The sequence below is a fragment of the Dehalococcoidia bacterium genome (assembly GCA_040902535.1).
Taxonomy (GTDB): domain Bacteria; phylum Chloroflexota; class Dehalococcoidia; order DSTF01; family JACRBR01; genus JBBDXD01.
Genome location: JBBDXD010000010.1, coordinates 1 through 17,186, shown reverse-complemented (window position 1 = coordinate 17,186; position 17,186 = coordinate 1). Strand labels below are relative to the sequence as shown.

The window sequence follows — 17,186 nt, the reverse complement described above, 5'->3', positions numbered from 1 at the left end:
CGCGCTCATGCTATGATCGTCGCGCGCCGCACGAAGGAGCTTGACCGTGTTCGATCCTTCATTGCTGTTCGTGGAGACCTTCCGCGACTGGGTGATCATCTTCATGGGGATCGCCGTCGCGGCATTCTTCGTCGTCGCGATGGTCATTACCATCGTGCTCGGCTTGCTGCTCCGCGCGCTGCTCAAGAAGTCGAACTCCGTGCTCGATGACAATGTGCGGCCGCTGCTCGATTCCGCGAGGAGCACTACGAACCAGGTGCGCGGCACCGTCACCTTCGTCTCGGAAGCGGCGGTCACGCCGATTGTCCGCGCGTACGGCGTCGCCGCCGGCGTGCGCCGCGCGGCGAGCGTGATCGCCGGGCTGACCGGCGCAGGTGGCGACAAGCCAAAACATTAAGTTACGCGCTGTCTTCGATTGCCATCACACAAGGAGGTGCCACGTGGCAAGCGACGAACACACCACTAACGGAACCGCAGCCGTCCTCGACCGCGAGGAAGAGAAGCCCGAGGTCTTCGCGCCCGCATCATCGGACGTCGTCCAGGCGAAGCCGGATGAGGGCAAGAAGCGCAACAAGAGGAAGAAGGACGAAGACGACGAGCTCGAGCGAGAAATCGAGTTCGTGACGCCGTTCGGCAAGATCGAATTGGAGTTCGAGCCGACGTCCAAGAAGAAGAAGAAGGACGAAGACAGGCGCGAGAAGGTGGCACGCGACGCAGCGAAGGCCGCCGCGAAGACGCAGCAGAAGCTCGCCGCGCAAACCGCGAAAGGGCAGAAGGGCGGCGGCGGCAAGCTGCTCATCGTCCTGCTGATCGTCGGGCTGATCGGCGCCGCCATCGCTGTTGCGTGGTGGCTGTTCGCGCGCTCGGCCGATCAGCTTGACCACATCCCGGACGACCTCCGGGCTGAGCCTGTGCCGGAGCCCGAGCCACAAGGCGCACTCGCGAAGATCCGTATGCGCGTGCGTCAGGGTGTGCGTGCCGGGCAGAAAGCATCGAGCGAAACGCAGCGGGAGCAGATGCGCCGCTACGAAGAGATCACCGGCGGCGGAGCGTAAGCCTTCGCCGGCATAGACGGATGCTATACTGACGCCGTGAGGTGGCCTGCAAAGGTCACCTCATTGTTCGGAGAGGTGTCCGAGTGGTTGAAGGTGCCGCTCTCGAAAAGCGGTAGGCGATGAGCCTCGTGGGTTCGAATCCCACCCTCTCCGCCACGTAGACTGGCCTGAACCCGGGACCCGGTTCCGGGTTCTCGTTCGTTCCGGCCGCGGAGAGGTGCCAGAGTGGCCGATTGGGCACGACTGGAAATCGTGTGTGCGCGCAAGCGTACCGTGGGTTCGAATCCCACCCTCTCCGCCACACTTCGGGTGGTTTGCCGCCGCGAATTCGGAGCGGTCAGCCCGCACGCTATCCTGCCTGCGTCACGAGATCGGCGTACTCCGGGTGTCGCTTGATGTACGCGGCGATAAAGGGGCACCACACTACGATCTCCAGACCGAGAGAGCGCGCATCGGCGAGTGCGTACGCGGCGAGTTTACTGCCGATGCCCTGTCCTTCGAGTCGGGGATCGATCTCGGTATGCGTGAAGACGATGCGGTTGTCGCTCCGCTTGTAGTGGAGAACCCCGCGACCTCTCCATCCAACACGACTTCGTAACGACTTGCATCGCCATCGTTTGAAAAGGCGATGTCTTGCGGTTCGCGTGCGACCACGACTCCTCCCGACCCCTCTGGGCGTTGCTGCGTCTGCGCTCACCAAACTGCTGTCTGCAATTGAAGTCTAACTCGCCTGCACGAATGCGGCGTTGTCATTGTTCCCCGTCCGCGCCGTCGCCCGATCCCCACGGTTGATCGCTCTCGCCGGACTTCCACCGCCGCCACGCTTGCAGCTGCGGCTTCTCGATCCACTCGCGGCGCCGTTCTTCCAGCCCCATCGTGCTCTGCGGCCCGTAGGCAAGTTCATCGAGAAACGCGATCATCTCCGTCATCCTGCCTTCGATGAGGTTGCAGGCGGCGGGTCGCGCCCAGCGCTTCTTCGCGTCCTCGTGGCAGGCGTGGATCAGGCCGTCGAGCTCCAGCATCTTGTCGCGTGGCGTGCGCGCGAGGGGCCAGCGGTTGATGAACGCCTTGAACACGGGGTACGCGTTGCCGCCGACCAACTGTTTGCCCTTGTACGACCTCTGGTACTCGCCCCACGTGGTGCTCCAGCCGCACGCGCACGCCATCGGCTCGTCCTTGCGCCACTGGCGCCAGTCGTCGTCAGCGCGTTTGATCGCGTTGCGGCAGCGGGGGCACATCGCGCGGCCAACGTGCGCGCGTGTGACGGTCTGGATGCTGTGGCAACGTGCAAAAAAACGCGTATCCGACCTCGTCGATCAGCTCGTCGTCGACGATGCCTTTCGCATCGAGCGTGTAGAGACGGCGGATCGTCTCAGGTCGTACCCTGCGTGCCCACTTGATTTCGTCCGCACCGGCCATCGGTTCACCTCGAAAGCAAACTACCCGCCCGCTTCACGTCGGCAGGCGGAATCCTGCCAGCGTCAAGCGGACGGGCGGTTCCCGTCTGCTTTCTTCGCTTGCCCTTCAGGCGCAATGGTACTACAAGCCATGCGGGTGGATGGCGACGTTCGGCTCGCACCCTGCGCCATGCGAGAAAGAGGACCACGATGGAACTGCAAGGAGCCGCCGCCATCGTCACCGGCGGCGCGAGAGGCATCGGGCGCGGCATCGCGTACGAACTGGCGAAGGAAGGCGCGCGCGTCGCCATCGCGGACCTGCCGGCGACGGCGACCGACCGCCACGAGACGATAGCGGAGATCAAGCGCCTCGGCAGCGACGCCATCGGCATCGACGTCGACGTGCGCGACTGGTCGCAAGTGCAGGCGATGGCGCAGCGCGCGATCGATCACTTCGGGCAGGTCGACATCCTTGTGAATAACGCCGGAGTGATCAAGATCGGTCCGGTCGTGGCGTTTGCGGAAGAGGACTGGGACCTGATCATCGACGTCAACCTCAAGGGCGTCTTTCTGTGCACGAAAGCGATCGCCGGGCACATGGCGCAGCGGCGCAGCGGTCGCATCATCAACATCTCATCGATCGCGGGAAAGCGCGGACGCGCGTTCGCGTCGGCGTACGCGACGTCGAAGTGGGGCGTGATCGGCTTCACGCAATCGATGGCGCACGAACTGGCGCCGGCGAATGTCAACGTGAACGCTATCTGCCCCGGCGAGGTGGCGACGTACATGTGGAACGACGTGCTGATCCCGGCGATCGCCGCGGCCGGTGGTACTTCGAAGGAAGACGCGTGGGAGGGCATGCTCAAGCGCGATGTGCCACTTGGCCGCGAGCAGACGCCGCAGGACATGGGCCAGGCGATCGTATTTCTCTGCAAGGCAGACAACATCACCGGCATCGCCATGAGCGTCAGCGGCGGCACGGAGATGGGTTAGCGTGCGGTACATCGTCTACGGCGCCGGCGCTATCGGCGGCATCATCGGCGCCCGCCTGTTCGAGCGCGGTCACGATGTGACACTGATCGCGCGCGGTGCGCATCTCGAAGCGATCCAGCGCGACGGACTGACGCTCCGCACGCCTGATGACACTGCGAACATGCGCGTGCCAGCCGTCGCGCACCCGCGCGAGATCGCGTTCTCGCCGGATGACGTCGTCTTCCTGGCGATGAAATCGCAGGACACCGCCGCCGCGCTCGACGATCTGGCGGCGTTTGCGCCGCCGCAGATCGCCGTCGTCTGTGCGCAGAACGGCGTCGACAACGAACGCATGGCGGCGCGCCGGTTCGCGAATGTCTACGGCATGCTGGTCTACATGCCGGGCACGTTCCTCGAGCCGGGCGTGATCCTGAACCACATGACAGGCGCCTGGGGTGTGCTCGATGGTGGGCGCTATCCCGCGGGCATCGACGGCAGGATCGAGCGCATCACCACGGACCTCGACGCGGTGCGTTTCAGCAGCCGTGCCGTGCCGCAGATCATGCGCTGGAAGTACAACAAGCTGCTCTCGAACCTCAACAACGCGTTTGTGGCCGCGTGCGGCACCGATGCGCGCGCGCCCGAGTTTCTCGCGGCGGTGCGGTCCGAAGCGCTGGCCTGCTACGAAGCGGCGGGCATCGACTGCGCATCTGAGGACGAGAACGCGTTGCGGCGACAGGAGTCCGGCATGAAGTTCGGCGCCATCGATGGCGCGCGACGTGACGGCGGGTCGTCGTGGCAGAGCCTCATGCGCGGCTCGCCGACGATCGAGACGGATTACCTGAACGGTGAGATCGTCATGCTCGGCCGGCTGCACGGCGTGCCGACGCCCTGCAACGAAACGCTGCAGCGCGTGGCAAACCGCATGGTGCGCGAGCGGCGCGCCGCCGCCAGCCTGCCGGTCGAAGAGCTGCTACGTGAGGCCGGCGTCACACCCGCATAACGGCCGCCCGCGGTACGCTTTCCCGGCTGCAATCGGAGTGTCCATGAAGATCGCATTCATCGGCGGGACCGGCGAGGAAGGCATGGGTCTCGCCTACCGGTTCGCGCTCGCCGGCCACGCGTGCATCATCGGATCGCGCGCGCTCGAAAAAGCGCAGGCGGCGGTCGAGGAGTTGCGCGAAAAAGACGCCGCGCTCCCGCTCCATGCCGCCGCGAACGAAGACGCCGCGTCTGCCTCGGACATCGTGGTAGTGACGACGCCATACTCGGCGCAGGCGGCGACGTTGCCGCCGCTCGCCGCCGCGACCGCCGGCAAGATCGTCGTCAGTACGGTCGTCCCCATGGCGTTTGAAGCCGGCAAGGCGACGCTGGTCGACGTGCCGGAGGGCTCCGCAGCGGAACAACAACAGGCGCTGCTCCCCGCGTCGACGGTGGTCGGCGCCTTCCAGAATCTCGGCGCCCGCAAGTTGTTGCGTGGCAGCCCGATGGATGCCGACGTGGTCGTCTGCGCCGACATGGATGACGCGAAGAAGCAGATCATGCAGCTCGCGGACCAGATCGAAGGCGCGCGCGGCATCGATGGCGGTCCGCTCGCCAATGCAAAGCTCGTCGAGGGGATCACAGTGCTGCTCGTCGCGGTCAATCGCGCCTACAAGGTGAACGCCGGCATTCGCATTGCAGGAGTGAAGTGAGCGAGATTCGCATCTTCGGCCTGCCGGGCATCCCCGAGGTGCACGCAGGCGACGACCTTGCCGGCATGATCGTCGAAGCGGCGCGCGCGCACGGCGGCATCGAAAACGGCGATGTGATCGTGGTGACGCAGAAGGTCGTCTCGAAGGCGGAAGGCCGCGTGGTCGACCTGGATGGCGTCACGCCGTCGGCGTTCGCCACGCAGATCGCCGAACAGTGGGAGAAGGACGCCCGCCAGGTCGAAGTCGTCCTCGGCGAGACGAAGCGCATCGTCCGCATGGGTCACGGCGTCGTGATCTGCGAAACGCATCACGGCTTCATCTGCGCAAACGCCGGCGTCGATGCATCGAACGTCGAGAAGACGGGCACGGTATGCCTGCTGCCCGTCGACTCCGACGCCTCGGCGCGCAAGCTCTATGACCGCATCCGGGAGGCGTTTGGCGTCGATGCCGGCGTGATCATCTCCGACTCCTTCGGCCGGCCCTGGCGCGAAGGTATCGTCAACTTCGCGATCGGATGCGCGGGGATGCTGCCTCTGCTCGACTACACGGGCCAGTTCGACCCGGCGGGCTACGAGCTGCGCGTCACCGCGATGGCTGTGGTCGATGAGCTTGCGGCGGCCGCGGAGCTGGTACACGGGAAGCTCGCGCGCATGCCCGTGGCGATCGTGCGCGGCGCCGAGTACGCGCCCGGCGACGGCGCGATCGCGCAGATCATCCGCGATGCGGAGCGCGATCTGTTTCGGTGAGTGCGAGTGCACCGGGTCAGCCAGTGTTCTCGGCGCTTCTTCGTCAGCGCTCAACTGGGAGCCGAGATGAACGACGTCGAGACGGCTGACCTTCTATCGCGTGATCAGCCCCTGGTTGCTCGCGTCCGCGTTTCGCTCTGGAAGCGAAACCTCAATGGGGGCGCGGACTGGGGCGGCGGTATCGAGCCGATCGGAAACGTGCTCGCGATCGAATTGGGTCTCTACATTCTGCGGCTGAGCGACGGCCGAGAGGCGCAAATCATCATCAACAATGTTCGCGTGACCGCAGCAGTCGGCGGCAGCGTGCTCAGCGCCGCAACCTTTCTTGGTGACGACTACGCCCCATTGTGAGCGGCTGATCACCCACGCCGCGGCGTCAGCAAGCCGTAGTCCCCGTCGCGCCGCTTGTACAGCAACGCGTAGTCATTCGCCGCCGCGTCGAGAAACAGGAAGAAGTCGTGGCCGAGCAGGTCCATCTGCGCGAGCGCTTCTTCCTGCGACATCGGCTTCGCTTCGAAGTGCTTCACGCGCACGATCTTGCCCAGCAGGTACTCGTCGTACTCCTCGTCGCCGTCCGGCTCCGTGATCGGGCCGGCCGGCTCCGGTTCGGCGGCGATCTGCTTCGCTTCGTTCGTGCGATGCCGCCCGTACAGACGCCGCTTGTGCCGTTGCGCCTGCCTCGATAGCACGTCGGCGGCCATGTCGAGCGCCGTACGCTGGTCCGACGCACGCTCCTCGGCGCGCAAGATCGTGCCCGCTGAGTGCACGGTCACCTGGATGGCGTAGCGGTGCGCCGCCGAACGCGTTTCTTCGTACTCCACTTCGATGGTGATGTCGTCGACGCGGGGGAGGTAGCGCTCAAGCCGCGCGAGCCGCTTCTCGGCGTGTTCGCGCAGATCGTCGTCGGCTCGGGTGTTGTGCGAACGAATCTTCAGGTTCATACGGGCGAGTGTAGCTCAGCGGCACGCGGCCCGAGGTTGCGCGCGTTGACCTCCGGCGGACAGGGGCGTAGCATGTAGCTTAGTGAGTGCTTAAGGTTATGCTGACTGAGGCATATCGAACGGAGCGCCCCGGGCGGCGCTGATAGCGGAGGTCCATATGGTCACCCAGACGAAGGACGCCACGACGGCGGAAAGCCGCACCTACCAGCAGTTCATCGGCGGTGAGTGGGTCGCCGGCGCCAGCGGCGAAACATACGAACGCAGGAGCCCCGCCACCGGCGCGCTCGTCGAGACGATCCCCTGGGGCGACGTGGAAGATGCGCGCCGCGCTATCGCCGCCGCCCGCGCCGCCTTCGATGGCGGCACCTGGTCGAAGGCGCCCGCGGCGCAACGTGCGCAGGTGCTGCGCAACGTCGCCGCGAAGATTCGCGCCGAGTTGATGCCACTCGCCCAACTTCTGTCGAAGGAAGTTGGCAAGCCGACGAACATGGCGATCGGCGAGGTCGCGATGGCGGCCGATGTCTACGACTACTACGCCGGGCTCGCACTGGACCTGCGCGGTGATGCGATCACGAACTACGTGCCGGATGCCGTCGGGCTGACGGTACACGAGCCCGTCGGCGTCGTCGGCGTCATCACGCCGTGGAACTTCCCGGTGCTGCTGATCACGTGGAAGCTGGCGCCGGCGCTCGCTGCGGGATGCACGATCGTCGCCAAGCCGTCGGAGTTCACCGCGGGCACGACGTTCGAGCTGGCGCGGATCATCACCGAGGCCGGCGCGCCGAGCGGCGTCATGAACGTCGTCACCGGCCCGGGCGCCGTCGTCGGCGCCGAACTTGCCGCGAGCGACAGTGTCGACAAGATCGCGTTCACGGGCTCTACGGCGGTCGGCAAGACGATCATGCAGGCGGCGTCCGGCAACCTGAAGAAGATCTCGCTCGAGCTGGGCGGCAAGTCGCCGAACGTCGTGTTCGACGACGCGAACATCGACCAGGCCGTCGGCGGCTCGTTCTTCGGCATCTACCTGAACACCGGCCAGGTCTGCCAGGCGGGCTCTCGGCTCCTGCTGCAGGAGTCGATCAAGGACGAGTTTCTCGCGAAGCTGAAGGCGTTCACGGCCACCGTGAAGGTCGGCGATCCCGAAGACCCTTCGACGACGATGGGCCCCGTGATCAACGAGGCCCAGCTCGAGAAAGTCGTGCGCTACGTCCACGTCGGGCAGGAAGAGGGCGCCGAGATGGTGTGCGGCGGCGGCCGCCTCACCGGCGAAGGCTTCGACGATGGCCTCTTCGTGCAGCCGACCATCTTCGACGGCGTCAGCAACGACATGCAGATCGCGCGCGAGGAGATTTTCGGGCCCGTCCTGAGCGTCATCACGTTCAAGGACGCCGAAGACGCGCTGCGCATCGCGAATGACACGATCTACGGGCTGGCGTCTGCCGTGTGGACGAAGAACATCGACACGGCGTTCAAGATGGCGAAGGGGATCCAGGCAGGCACCGTGTGGGTGAACTCGTACCACCAGGCAGGCATGCCGTTCATGCCGTACGGCGGTTACAAGCAAAGCGGCATCGGCCGCGAGCTTGGCCACGAAGGCCTGGAAGAGTACATGGAGACGAAGGCGATCCAGATCAAGCTGAACTAGCTGCGTCGCCGCGCATGGCGATCTATGATTTCTGCGCCCGTCCCGCATCAACGAGGCGGGCGCGACGGTGGACGTATGAGTGAGATCGCGACCGAAACGAAAGGTCACCGTTGGTTCGCCGCCATGTACGACAAGCTGTCGCGCGTGAGCGAACGCAGGCAGGTTGCGCGGCTTCGACGCGAACTGCTCGGCGATCTGCACGGCGACGTGCTGGAGATCGGCGCCGGCACCGGGCTGAACTTCGAGCACTATCCGGCGGACGCGCGAGTCGTCGCGCTTGAGCCCGATCCCCACATGCTGAGACGCGCGAGAGAGAAGCTTCGACCCAACATCGAGTTGCGGCAGGCTCCCGCGGAGTCGCTGCCGTTCGGCGACGCGTCGTTCGATGCCGTCGTTTCGACGCTCGTGCTCTGCACCGTCGACGACGTGCAGCGTTCGCTGGCGGAGATCAGGCGCGTGTTGCGCCCCGCCGGCCGCCTGGTCTTCATCGAGCACGTGCGCGCGGACGGGTTCTCCGGAAGCGTGCAAGACGCCATCCGCCCCGCATGGGGCTACTTCGCCGCCGGCTGCAATCCCAACCGCCGTACGGGGCAGGCGCTCGCCGACGCCGCGTTCCGCGTCACGTCGCTCCAGCACACGGAGTTCGCACCGATCATACCGGTGATCTACGGCACGGCGGAGCCGACGTGAGTGATATCATGCGACGTAGAACTCCGGATCCGATTCGGAGCGGCATCAGATAGAGGAGTCCGATGATTCAGGCATGATCGACTCGCCCGGCGTCCAGTGACGGGGGCCACTTCGGGGCCACCCGCGTGACGAGGAGTTCATCGTGCCTGACTATACTGCCCGGCCCTACGAGAGGGCCTCTGATCTCCGTTTACTGATCGAATTCGCGCAGCAGGTTACGCGCGCGCGCCCGCAACTCACGTACTACCATCCCGGCGATTTCGTCTGGCAGCTCTACGCGTTCGATCGCTCCGACGACGTGCGCCTGTGGACGATCGACGAGACGGGCGAGATCGTCGCGTGCGCGATCTTTGAGCCGCCGCTGAATTTCCAGTTCGAGGTACGTCCTGGGGTCCGCGACGATCGCGGATTGGCGAGCGACGTACTGCGTTGGGTCGAACAACGGCGGGCGCTGGTCGCGCGTGAAGCCGACATTCCGCTCGCCTATCGTTGGCTCGGTACCGGCACGCTATCGGCGTTTGTGTTCGACTCCGACGCCGAACGCGGCACGCTGCTCGCCGAACACGGTTACGAACGCGCCGGCGAGTCCGGAGTGCGCTTCGCACGGGCACTCGATGAGCCGCTGCCGGCCGTCGTGTTGCCGCGCGGCGCGCGATTCCGAAGCATCGGCGACGACGATTCGGAGGCGCGCGCGGAACTGCACCGCGACGCGTGGTCGGTGTGGGGTGAGTCGAAGTTCAGCATCGAGCTGTATCGCCGTCTACGCGCCGCGCCGCTGTATGATCCGGATCTCGACATCGTCCTCGAGCACGAGGGCCAACTCGTCAGCTACTGCGTGTGCTGGCTCGACACGGCAAACGGCGTCGGCTACTTCGAGCCAGTCGGCACGCGGTCAACGGCGACGGGTCGCGGGTTCGGGCGCGCAGTGGTCCGCGAGGGCATGCGCAGGCTCAAGGAAAAGGGCATGCAGACGGCGCTCGTCGGCGGGGCGACCGTGAACAAGCCGGCGCAGGCGCTCTATGCGTCCGCGGGGTTCGAGATCATCGAGCGGGAGCACGGATACGTGAAATCCGAGGCGAGCTGGAAGTGAGTTCGATGGCCGAGATCCGCATCGCACGCACGGGCCGGGAACGATCCGACGCGTTCCGCGTGCGGATCGCCGTGTTCGTCGATGAGCAGGGTATCTCTCGTGAGGACGAACTCGACGAATACGACGACACGGCGGTCCACTGCGTCGGATACGTCGATGGGACGGCGACCGCGGCGGGGCGGCTCGTGATCATGGATGGCTACGGAAAGATCGGCCGCATGGCGGTGCTCGCATCGCACCGCGGCACCGGACTTGGCGCACGCGTGCTGGAGGCGCTCGAGCGGGAAGGCGTCACGCGGGGCATCGGCGTGTTCCGTCTGAGCGCGCAACTCACAGCGCGGGAGTTTTACGATCGGTTCGGATACACGCCTGTGGGCGACGTGTACGACGAGGTCGGCATTCCGCATGTCGGGATGGAGAAGAAGCTGGAGCCGAAGTGAAAAAGCGACGGTCGCCCACGCTTGATTGGCGCTCGCGGCGCCGGTACACTCACCTTCGCTGAAGACAGCAGGCGCTCCCTTCGGGACATAATCACAGCCTGCCGAGGCGCAATACGCACTCTTGAAGCTGGCCGCGGCTGGCTCGCGCGTTGCCTCTGTCTTCCGACAGGGGTTTTTTGTTGGCCGGAGGAATGTGAGCCTATGCCGTCGGAGAAGAAGGTCCAGGCTGTTGCGGCGCTGAAGGAACTCGCGCAAAACGCGTCGATCATCGTCGGGGCGGAGTACCGCGGCCTCAGCGTGAAGGACATGACGACGCTGCGCCGGCAGTTGCGCGAAGCGGGCGTCGAAGCGCACGTAGTGAAGAACCGCCTGTTCCAGCTTGCGATGCAGCAAGCGGGCATCGAAGGCGCAGCGGGCCTCGTCGAAGGCCCGACGCTCGTCATCTTCGGCGCGGGCGACATCATTGCGCCGTCCAGGGCGATCGCGGACTACCAGCGCACGGCGCGGAACACGTTTGCGCCGCGCATGGCGTTCTTGGACGGCGCGCTTGTCGATGGCAAGGTCGTCGCCGAACTGGCGAGCCTGCCTTCGCGCGAGGAACTGATCGGCAAGCTCGCTGGAGCTTTCGTATCGCCCGTGCAGCAGCTAGCGAATCTGCTCAACGATTCCATCCAGTCGTTCGCACGCCTGATGGACGCCCGTGCAGGCCAGCTCGAGGAGCAGGGCGCGGCGTAACAACATCCGATCAGCGAGCCGCCCGCTCGCGCACCGACACGAACGGAGAGATCATTCGCCCGCCGGGCGAGCAACAGGAGGAACACAGTATGGCGAAGGTGGAAGAAGCGTTTGAGATCATCCAGGGCATGACGATCTTGGAGCTGCGTGACCTCAACAAGAAGATCGAAGACGAGTTCGGCATCACGGCGGCGGCGCCGATGATGATGGCCGCACCGGGCGCCGGAGGCGGTGGCGCCGCAGCTCCCGCCGTCGAGGAAGAGCAGACTGAGTTCGCGGTCGTCTTGAAGGACGCCGGCGCCAACAAGATCAACGTCATCAAGGCGGTCCGGGAAGTCACGACGCTCGGCCTCAAGGAGGCGAAGGACCTGGTCGAGAGCGCTCCGGTGAACGTGAAGGAAGGCATCGCGAAGGCCGACGCGGAAGCCATCAAGACCAAGCTCACCGAAGCCGGCGCGACGGCGGAACTGCAGTAGCTGGCGCGACATCGGCGCGTCCTCCGCGTCCCGGGATGCGGAGGCGTGCTGGTATAGTGCTCGACAATGGACTGCTACGCCTGCGATCAGCCGGCGGTCATCGCGTGCAAGCGATGCGCCAAGCCGTACTGCGAAGACCACGGTAACCAGCAGTACTGCGCTGAATGCCTGCACCCTGCGAGCGCCCTGCCGTCGTTCAACCTGTACCGCGGTTCGCTCCTGACGATGCTTGTCGGCACGGCCCTCGCGGTCTTTCTGCTCATCCGCCCGCCGGGCGAGACGACCGGAGCGGTGCCCGTCGTCGTCGGACAGTCTTCGCCCACGCCGACGGCAAGCGGCGGCGACGGCGATACGCCCGCGGTGCAGACGCCGCGCGGGACGAGCACGCCAGCCGGCACGCCCACGCCAGCGGTCGAAGCTTCGCCGACGGTGAGTCCGTTCCTCGAATACGTGATACAGGACGGCGACAGCCTGTTCCTCATCGCCCAGGCGAATGTGCCCGCAGGCGACGACGTGACGGCGTATGTCGAGGCGATCGCCAATCTGAACGGACTCAACATCGACGATCCGGTGCTGACCGTGGGCGAGACGCTGCTGCTGCCGCCTCTGCCAGAGCCCTAGACGAACGTTGCCAGACCCCGAATCTATCGCCCGCGCCTCACTCATTCGCAGCCTGCTGATCTATGGCGCGTTCCTCATCGCAGACGTCCTGGTCATAGTCTGGGTCGTCTCGAACGGGATCGAAGGGCCCGCGTACGTCACCACGTCGATCGTGGCTGTCGTCGGATTGCTGCTCCTGTACCAGGTCGTGCAGCACGTGCGCGACCTGCGGGCGCCGCTCGTCGAGAGCGAAGGCATCGTCACCCGAAAGTGGAAGAACGCCGACCTGATCATCGCCTGGGACAGCTACTACATCCGCGTCGAGCGCGTCGTCTTCCGCATCAAGCCCGAGTACTTCATCGACGTGCGCGAGGAGTCATACGTCAAGGTCGTGCACTTTCCGTACTCCTTGAACGTCGTCTCCGTGCACGAGTTACGACCGCCGGCGCCGGGGACGCGCTGAACCCATCGCCGCTGCCGCCGGACCGTGCTAGCATGCGCCCGACAGACCGTGAGTTCCGCTGAGGAATCACACATGCGCACATTGACCATCGTCTTCGCGCTCGCGGCGCTCGCGGCTGTGACCATGCAGTCGCTATCCGTCGCGCACGCCGCCGGCGACATCGATGACGCGCCGGTTGCAGCCGCCTTCCAGCAGGAAGTCGATGACAACGACGATACCCGCCTGGAAGTGCAACTCGTGGTGCTGGGCGTGGCGGCGTTCGTGGTGGGCATCGGCGCCGCCGGCTACGTCCTCCGGAAGCGGCTTGGGCTCGTGCCGCCGCCACCCGGGCCCGATGCGGGCGGCCATTGAATTCGCTCCTTACGGTGCATCACAAATTCAGAGAGCCGTATCCGGTGGTCCAGACGTACCGTTGACAGTGAGGAGTGCCCTCTCCACAATGAACCCCATTCATTGTCGTGCGGGCTAGCCGGGTCTATTCCGGCTCTGAGGAGGGGATCATGAGCGGACGCGACCTGGGGCTTCGTTATTGGACGGACCGGCGCGTTACACGCCGCAGGATGATCGTCGGCGCCGCCGCCGGCAGCGCCGGCCTCGCAGCGCTTGCCGCCTTCGGGTGCTCGAGCGATGACAACAACGGAAACGACGGTAACGGCCCCGACCGCGGCACGCCTCGCATCAACGATGGCTCGCAGGACGGGACGCCTTCGCCCGAGCAGCGCAATGGCATCCTCCGCACGCGCGCCGCGAACGCACTTCCCAGCATGAATCCGTTCGGCCCCGGCATCTTCGCGCTGGCGCAGCAACTGACGCTCGGGTTCACCGTCTTCGACCACATGTGGTACGTCCCCACCGACACCGGCGAGATCGAGCTGTTTCTCGCCACGAACGTCGAGCAGCCGGACGAACTTACCGTCATCGCGACGCTTGGCGATGCCGTGTTCCAGGACAAGGGCCCGGCGCCCGGCCGCGCCGTCGAAGCGGAAGACGTGGCCGCGAGTTTCAAGCGCTATCGTGACGAATCGCCGATCGGCTATAGCTGGCTGCACGACGTCATGGAGGACATCGTCGCCGAAGACACGAAGACGGTGAAGATCACGCAGCAACGGCCGTGGGCGTGGGTGTTCACCTCGTCGAACGCGGGATCGCCGATCAGCAGTTCCATCCTGCCACGAGAGATCCTCCAGGACCACGACGACCTGCTGCAGCGCGACGCCATCGGCTCCAGCCACTGGGTGCTCGACAGCCACGACAACGGCGCAAACATCAAGCTGCGCCGGTTCGAGAACTTCCGGACGCACCAGGGCACGCGAGACATCACCGGCCAACCCTTCCTCGCCGGCATCAACTCCATCCTCATCACCGATGAGAACGCCGCACTCGCCGCGTTCGTCGCCAACGAGATCGACACGACGAGTTTCAGCAGCCGCAAGCAGATGGAGGACACGGCTGCCGAGTTGAGCGGCAAGATCGGCACCAGTTTCGACCTCGCGCGCGACTACCTGAACCTCATGCTCAAGTACGAGCCGCCGTTCACCGACCTGCGCGTGCGTAAGGCGATCAACCTGCTGCTCGACCGCGACGAAGCCGGACTGCTGCTGCGCGACGGCGACGTGGTAAAGGCCGGACCGATGCCGCCCGTACACAAGCGCTATGCGCTGGCAGAGGACGATCCGGACCTGATGGAGTACTTCCGCACTGACGTCGCAGAGGCGAAGCAACTGCTCGAAGCGTCAAGCTTCGACTTCGACCAGGAGATCGAGCTGAAGCACTCCAACCGCCCGAACGACGCGGGCATCGCGCAGATCATCAAGGAACAGCTCGGGCGCGGCGATGTCAAGGTGAAGCTCGTGCAGGAAGACCTCGTGAAGTGGTTCAGCCAGACGCTGAACCAGGGCCAGTTCCAGATGACCTGCTTCCAGCACCTGGCCTACGAAGACCCCGACCTGCCCCTGCGCTTCTACATGACCGGCAACGGCATCACGAACTTCATGAATTACGACGAGCCAAAGGTCACCGAGGCCGTGCTCGCCGCCGCCGGCGAACTCGATGAAGAAGAGCGCGTCAAGAAGGTGCAGGACGCGCAGCGCCTGATCATGAGCGAGTACTCGCCGATGCTGAACCTCATGTCGTTCATCAACTTCAGCGGGCGCTATAACTACGTCAAGGGCGCCATCACGGGCCGCGGCTCGTACGGCCTGTTCAACCGCACGACGTGGCTCGACAAGGCATAATGGCCGGGGCAGGGCGTGGGATGCGACACCGGGGTGCCTGACTGATGCTTCGATACACGCTGCGCAGGCTCGCCTGGTTGCCCCTCATCCTCTTTGCCGTATCGATCATCGCGTTCGTTATGCTGCGGGCACTGCCGGGGCAAGACCCCGCAGCGGCGATGGCGGGGCAGGGTGCGACCCCCGAGCAGGTCGAGCGAATTCGGCAGGATCTCAACCTCGACCGGCCGATCGCAGAGCAGTACATCGAGTGGGTTAAGGACGCCGTCGTCCTCGACTTCGGCGAAGAGTTCCGCAGCGATAAGCCGATCGTCGACGAGTTCATGCGGCGCTTCCCGGCGAGCTTCCAGATCATCACCATGGCGTTGTTCTTCAGCGCGCTCTTCGGCATCACGTTCGGCATCCTCTCCGCGATGTTTCGGAACACAGGACTCGACTACGGAGTGCGGACGTTCGCCGTCGCCGGCTCTTCGATCCCGGACTTCTTCCTCCTCTCACTGCTGATCATCGTGCCGAGCATCCTATGGCACTACTCGATGCCCGTCGGCGGCTATCGTCCGCTCTGGGAAGACCCGAGCCACAACCTGCGGCTGATGTTGCCGCCCGCGCTGATCCTCGGCGTCGGCGGATCGGCAGGGCTCATGCGGTTGACGCGCACAACGATGCTGGAAGTGCTGCGCAGCGACTATGTGCGCACCGCGCACGCGAAGGGACTGCGTCAGCGCACGGTGATCGTGACGCACGCACTGCGCAATGCCGGCACGCCGATCGCGACGGCCCTGGGCACGGCGCTCATCGCGGTGTTCGGCGGCTCGGTGATCGTCGAGCGGATCCTCAGTATCCAGGGCGTCGGTGAGTGGTTCTTCACGGCGGCGTTTATCCGCGACTTACCCGTCGTGCAGTTCCTCACCGTGTACACCGCGTGCGTTGTCGTGCTGGTCAACCTGGCCGTCGATCTGTCGTACGCCTACATCGATCCGCGGATCAGGTACACCTGATGGCCACGCTTGCGTCTCCCTACACCAAGCGGACGGGTGCGGACTCATGGGAGATCCCACAGGACAAACCGCTGATCACGCGCGTGGCGCTGCCGTGGCTCAAGAACCCGGTCGGACTCTTCGGGCTTGTGATCGTGGTGGCGTTCTTTGTGCTGGGCATTGTCGGCCCCTACGTCACGCCGCAGGATCCGACAGCCCTCGACGCGCAGTCGCGGTTTCTCAGCCCGTCCGCCGAGCATCCCTTCGGCACGACACGCTTCGGACAGGACGTCTTCAGCCGCGTCATCGACGGCACGCGTCTTTCGATGACGTTTGGCTTCGCGGTGATGTTCTTCGGGTTCATACCGGGCACGCTGCTCGGCATTCTGGGCGGGTATTTCGGCCGCTGGGTCGACTACGCGATCCAGCGCTCCGGCGAGGCGTGGGCATCGATACCTCAGCTTCCGTTGCTGCTGGCGATCATCGCCGCCGTCGGGCCGGGGCTCAAGGCGGTGATCGTCGTGCTCGCGATCAGCGCCCTGTTTGGCGGATCGCGCTTGATGCGCGCGGTAGCGCTCGTCGAGAAGAACAAAGAGTACATACTTGCGGCACGCGCGACAGGCGCTAGCGAAACGCGCCTGCTCGTACGCCACGTCATACCCAACATCATGCCGTACGTGCTCGTCGGCGCGAGCAGCGTCTTCGCGTTGGCCGTGCTCGCAGAAGCCACGCTGAGCTTCCTTGGCCTGGGCGTCGAGCAGGGCACGCCCGGATGGGGCATTGACCTCAGCGTAGGGCTCGAGGTCGGCACCGAGTATCCGCACCTCGTGATCTTCCCGGGCCTCGCCATCAGTCTCGTTGTGCTCGGGTTCAATCTCATGGGCGACACGCTGCGCGACATCCTCGACCCGCGGCTGCGCGGAAGCCAGTAACGTCAACAAGCACCTGGCTGTTTGCGCCACGCGCGGATCACAATATTCCCAGCGACCAGCGACCAGCGACCAGCGACCAGCGACCAGCGACCAGCGACCAGC

The 17,186-nt window shown here is 65.2% G+C and carries 23 protein-coding genes and 2 tRNA genes; 21 read left to right on the top strand and 4 right to left on the bottom strand.

What is annotated here, in order from left to right:
- Window positions 1-46: 46 nt before the first annotated feature.
- The 4 genes from WEB52_05030 to WEB52_05015 all read left to right on the top strand — a co-directional run bounded on the left by WEB52_05030 (window position 47) and on the right by WEB52_05015 (window position 1,356).
- On the top strand, window positions 47-397 hold the full coding sequence (locus WEB52_05030; protein ID MEX2225796.1) for a hypothetical protein: 351 nt from the start codon (window positions 47-49) through the stop codon (window positions 395-397).
- A 43-nt stretch (window positions 398-440) separates the two neighbouring features.
- Window positions 441-1,055: a hypothetical protein gene (locus WEB52_05025; GenBank protein MEX2225795.1), complete on the top strand. Its 615-nt coding sequence runs from the start codon at window positions 441-443 to the stop codon at window positions 1,053-1,055.
- A 69-nt stretch (window positions 1,056-1,124) separates the two neighbouring features.
- Window positions 1,125-1,211: transfer RNA gene (locus WEB52_05020), tRNA-Ser, on the top strand.
- 55 nt (window positions 1,212-1,266) lie between these two features.
- Window positions 1,267-1,356: transfer RNA gene (locus tag WEB52_05015), tRNA-Ser, on the top strand.
- A gap of 48 nt (window positions 1,357-1,404) precedes the next feature.
- Here WEB52_05015 and WEB52_05010 read toward each other — a convergent pair.
- From WEB52_05010 to WEB52_05000, 3 genes are read right to left on the bottom strand one after another with little or no spacing between them, the layout of a single operon-like run.
- Window positions 1,405-1,752: a GNAT family N-acetyltransferase gene (locus WEB52_05010; protein ID MEX2225794.1), complete on the bottom strand. Its 348-nt coding sequence runs from the start codon at window positions 1,750-1,752 to the stop codon at window positions 1,405-1,407.
- Window positions 1,753-1,804: 52 nt separating this feature from the next.
- Window positions 1,805-2,293 (bottom strand): hypothetical protein, encoded by a 489-nt coding sequence (locus WEB52_05005; GenBank protein ID MEX2225793.1) that lies wholly within the window; start codon window positions 2,291-2,293, stop codon window positions 1,805-1,807.
- Window positions 2,256-2,474 (bottom strand): hypothetical protein, encoded by a 219-nt coding sequence (locus tag WEB52_05000; GenBank protein ID MEX2225792.1) that lies wholly within the window; start codon window positions 2,472-2,474, stop codon window positions 2,256-2,258. The genes WEB52_05005 and WEB52_05000 overlap by 38 nt, the downstream gene beginning before the upstream one ends.
- Window positions 2,475-2,662: 188 nt before the next feature.
- Here WEB52_05000 and WEB52_04995 point away from each other — a divergent pair, with 188 nt between their 5' ends.
- The 5 genes from WEB52_04995 to WEB52_04975 all read left to right on the top strand — a co-directional run bounded on the left by WEB52_04995 (window position 2,663) and on the right by WEB52_04975 (window position 6,215).
- Window positions 2,663-3,445 (top strand): SDR family NAD(P)-dependent oxidoreductase, encoded by a 783-nt coding sequence (locus WEB52_04995; protein MEX2225791.1) that lies wholly within the window; start codon window positions 2,663-2,665, stop codon window positions 3,443-3,445.
- 1 nt (window position 3,446) lies between these two features.
- Entirely contained in the window at window positions 3,447-4,427 is a 981-nt protein-coding gene (locus tag WEB52_04990) for a 2-dehydropantoate 2-reductase N-terminal domain-containing protein (GenBank protein MEX2225790.1), read from the top strand.
- Between the two features lie 43 nt (window positions 4,428-4,470).
- The gene (gene npdG / locus WEB52_04985; protein ID MEX2225789.1) at window positions 4,471-5,118 is read left to right on the top strand and encodes an NADPH-dependent F420 reductase; all 648 of its coding nucleotides are present in this window, start codon (window positions 4,471-4,473) and stop codon (window positions 5,116-5,118) included.
- Window positions 5,115-5,864 carry a coenzyme F420-0:L-glutamate ligase gene (gene cofE / locus WEB52_04980; protein MEX2225788.1) on the top strand — a complete coding sequence of 250 codons (750 nt, stop codon included), beginning with the start codon at window positions 5,115-5,117 and terminating at the stop codon, window positions 5,862-5,864. Before npdG ends, cofE begins: the two co-directional genes overlap by 4 nt.
- Window positions 5,865-5,930: 66 nt before the next feature.
- On the top strand, window positions 5,931-6,215 hold the full coding sequence (locus WEB52_04975; GenBank protein MEX2225787.1) for a hypothetical protein: 285 nt from the start codon (window positions 5,931-5,933) through the stop codon (window positions 6,213-6,215).
- A gap of 8 nt (window positions 6,216-6,223) precedes the next feature.
- Here WEB52_04975 and raiA read toward each other — a convergent pair whose 3' ends face one another.
- A complete protein-coding gene (raiA, locus tag WEB52_04970) occupies window positions 6,224-6,805 on the bottom strand; it encodes a ribosome-associated translation inhibitor RaiA (protein ID MEX2225786.1) in 582 nt (193 codons plus the stop codon).
- Between the two features lie 157 nt (window positions 6,806-6,962).
- Here raiA and WEB52_04965 point away from each other — a divergent pair, with 157 nt between their 5' ends.
- From WEB52_04965 to WEB52_04910, 12 genes are all read left to right on the top strand, one after another.
- Window positions 6,963-8,450: an aldehyde dehydrogenase family protein gene (locus WEB52_04965; GenBank protein ID MEX2225785.1), complete on the top strand. Its 1,488-nt coding sequence runs from the start codon at window positions 6,963-6,965 to the stop codon at window positions 8,448-8,450.
- Between the two features lie 75 nt (window positions 8,451-8,525).
- Entirely contained in the window at window positions 8,526-9,140 is a 615-nt protein-coding gene (locus WEB52_04960; GenBank protein ID MEX2225784.1) for a class I SAM-dependent methyltransferase, read from the top strand.
- Between the two features lie 142 nt (window positions 9,141-9,282).
- Complete coding sequence (locus tag WEB52_04955) at window positions 9,283-10,230, top strand: GNAT family N-acetyltransferase (GenBank protein ID MEX2225783.1); 948 nt, start codon at window positions 9,283-9,285, stop codon at window positions 10,228-10,230.
- 5 nt (window positions 10,231-10,235) lie between these two features.
- Entirely contained in the window at window positions 10,236-10,670 is a 435-nt protein-coding gene (locus WEB52_04950; GenBank protein ID MEX2225782.1) for a GNAT family N-acetyltransferase, read from the top strand.
- A 201-nt stretch (window positions 10,671-10,871) separates the two neighbouring features.
- Entirely contained in the window at window positions 10,872-11,405 is a 534-nt protein-coding gene (rplJ, locus tag WEB52_04945) for a 50S ribosomal protein L10 (protein ID MEX2225781.1), read from the top strand.
- Window positions 11,406-11,494: 89 nt separating this feature from the next.
- Window positions 11,495-11,881: a 50S ribosomal protein L7/L12 gene (gene rplL / locus WEB52_04940; GenBank protein MEX2225780.1), complete on the top strand. Its 387-nt coding sequence runs from the start codon at window positions 11,495-11,497 to the stop codon at window positions 11,879-11,881.
- 66 nt (window positions 11,882-11,947) lie between these two features.
- A complete protein-coding gene (locus WEB52_04935; GenBank protein MEX2225779.1) occupies window positions 11,948-12,502 on the top strand; it encodes a LysM domain-containing protein in 555 nt (184 codons plus the stop codon).
- Between the two features lie 7 nt (window positions 12,503-12,509).
- Window positions 12,510-12,944 (top strand): hypothetical protein, encoded by a 435-nt coding sequence (locus WEB52_04930; GenBank protein MEX2225778.1) that lies wholly within the window; start codon window positions 12,510-12,512, stop codon window positions 12,942-12,944.
- Window positions 12,945-13,016: 72 nt separating this feature from the next.
- A complete protein-coding gene (locus WEB52_04925) occupies window positions 13,017-13,295 on the top strand; it encodes a hypothetical protein (GenBank protein MEX2225777.1) in 279 nt (92 codons plus the stop codon).
- A 149-nt stretch (window positions 13,296-13,444) separates the two neighbouring features.
- Window positions 13,445-15,178 (top strand): ABC transporter substrate-binding protein, encoded by a 1,734-nt coding sequence (locus WEB52_04920; protein MEX2225776.1) that lies wholly within the window; start codon window positions 13,445-13,447, stop codon window positions 15,176-15,178.
- A gap of 44 nt (window positions 15,179-15,222) precedes the next feature.
- Window positions 15,223-16,173, top strand: coding sequence for an ABC transporter permease (locus tag WEB52_04915; protein MEX2225775.1), 951 nt, complete (start codon window positions 15,223-15,225; stop codon window positions 16,171-16,173).
- On the top strand, window positions 16,173-17,084 hold the full coding sequence (locus WEB52_04910; protein MEX2225774.1) for an ABC transporter permease: 912 nt from the start codon (window positions 16,173-16,175) through the stop codon (window positions 17,082-17,084). The genes WEB52_04915 and WEB52_04910 overlap by 1 nt, the downstream gene beginning before the upstream one ends.
- The last annotated feature ends 102 nt before the right edge of the window (window positions 17,085-17,186 follow it).

Bases quoted from the DNA above. Each gene is read 5' to 3' on its own strand.
- WEB52_05005 (MEX2225793.1), bottom strand. From the start codon at position 2,293: ATGTGCCCCCGCTGCCGCAACGCGATCAAACGCGCTGACGACGACTGG.
- WEB52_05000 (MEX2225792.1), bottom strand. From the start codon at position 2,474: ATGGCCGGTGCGGACGAAATCAAGTGGGCACGCAGGGTACGACCTGAG.
- WEB52_04995 (MEX2225791.1), top strand. From the start codon at position 2,663: ATGGAACTGCAAGGAGCCGCCGCCATCGTCACCGGCGGCGCGAGAGGC.
- npdG (MEX2225789.1), top strand. From the start codon at position 4,471: ATGAAGATCGCATTCATCGGCGGGACCGGCGAGGAAGGCATGGGTCTC.
- WEB52_04975 (MEX2225787.1), top strand. From the start codon at position 5,931: ATGAACGACGTCGAGACGGCTGACCTTCTATCGCGTGATCAGCCCCTG.
- raiA (MEX2225786.1), bottom strand. From the start codon at position 6,805: ATGAACCTGAAGATTCGTTCGCACAACACCCGAGCCGACGACGATCTG.
- WEB52_04965 (MEX2225785.1), top strand. From the start codon at position 6,963: ATGGTCACCCAGACGAAGGACGCCACGACGGCGGAAAGCCGCACCTAC.
- WEB52_04960 (MEX2225784.1), top strand. From the start codon at position 8,526: ATGAGTGAGATCGCGACCGAAACGAAAGGTCACCGTTGGTTCGCCGCC.
- WEB52_04950 (MEX2225782.1), top strand. From the start codon at position 10,236: ATGGCCGAGATCCGCATCGCACGCACGGGCCGGGAACGATCCGACGCG.
- rplJ (MEX2225781.1), top strand. From the start codon at position 10,872: ATGCCGTCGGAGAAGAAGGTCCAGGCTGTTGCGGCGCTGAAGGAACTC.
- rplL (MEX2225780.1), top strand. From the start codon at position 11,495: ATGGCGAAGGTGGAAGAAGCGTTTGAGATCATCCAGGGCATGACGATC.
- WEB52_04935 (MEX2225779.1), top strand. From the start codon at position 11,948: ATGGACTGCTACGCCTGCGATCAGCCGGCGGTCATCGCGTGCAAGCGA.
- WEB52_04925 (MEX2225777.1), top strand. From the start codon at position 13,017: ATGCGCACATTGACCATCGTCTTCGCGCTCGCGGCGCTCGCGGCTGTG.
- WEB52_04920 (MEX2225776.1), top strand. From the start codon at position 13,445: ATGAGCGGACGCGACCTGGGGCTTCGTTATTGGACGGACCGGCGCGTT.
- WEB52_04915 (MEX2225775.1), top strand. From the start codon at position 15,223: ATGCTTCGATACACGCTGCGCAGGCTCGCCTGGTTGCCCCTCATCCTC.
- WEB52_04910 (MEX2225774.1), top strand. From the start codon at position 16,173: ATGGCCACGCTTGCGTCTCCCTACACCAAGCGGACGGGTGCGGACTCA.